General features: G+C 57.5%; 1 protein-coding gene. It reads left to right on the plus strand.

All coding sequences use genetic code 11. The annotated features are described in order from the left end of the window. A partial coding sequence (locus tag EKN83_RS23240; protein ID WP_260591356.1) for an Ig-like domain-containing protein occupies positions 1-536 on the plus strand: 536 nt, incomplete at both ends.

Here is a 536-nt window from a genome sequence, read left to right on the forward strand (position 1 = left end):
AAACCTGTCATTGGCGAAGTGGAAGACGACGTTGGCGAGAAAACTGGCCCGATTCATAACGGCGATAATACCGATGATAAACAGCCGGTATTCCGCGGTGAAGGCGGCACGCCGGGCGACACCGTTAAGCTGATTGTGGACGACAAAGTCGTGGGCACCGGCATTGTTGGCGAAGACGGTAAATGGGAAGTCACGCCTGAGAAACCGCTGCCGGAAGGCAGTCACACCGGGAAGGTGATCATCACCGATCCTGCGGGCAACGAGAGCGTCCCGTCTGACGACTTTAAATTTGTCGTGGTGCCGGAAAAACCGGTGATTGGCGTCGTGGAAGATGACGTCGGTTCCGTTGTGGGTCCGATTAAAAACGGCGGCGCGACGGATGATACGCAGCCGACGTTCCGTGGCGAAGGTTCAACACCTGGCGATACCGTTAAGCTGATTGTGGACGACGAAGTGGTCGGCACCGCGATCGTGGGTGAAGACGGTAAATGGGCCGTCACCCCGGAAAAACCGCTGCCGGAAGGCGAGCATATCGG

It is taken from the genome of Enterobacter sp. WCHEn090032, from assembly GCF_003986875.1.
GTDB lineage: Bacteria > Pseudomonadota > Gammaproteobacteria > Enterobacterales > Enterobacteriaceae > Enterobacter > Enterobacter sichuanensis.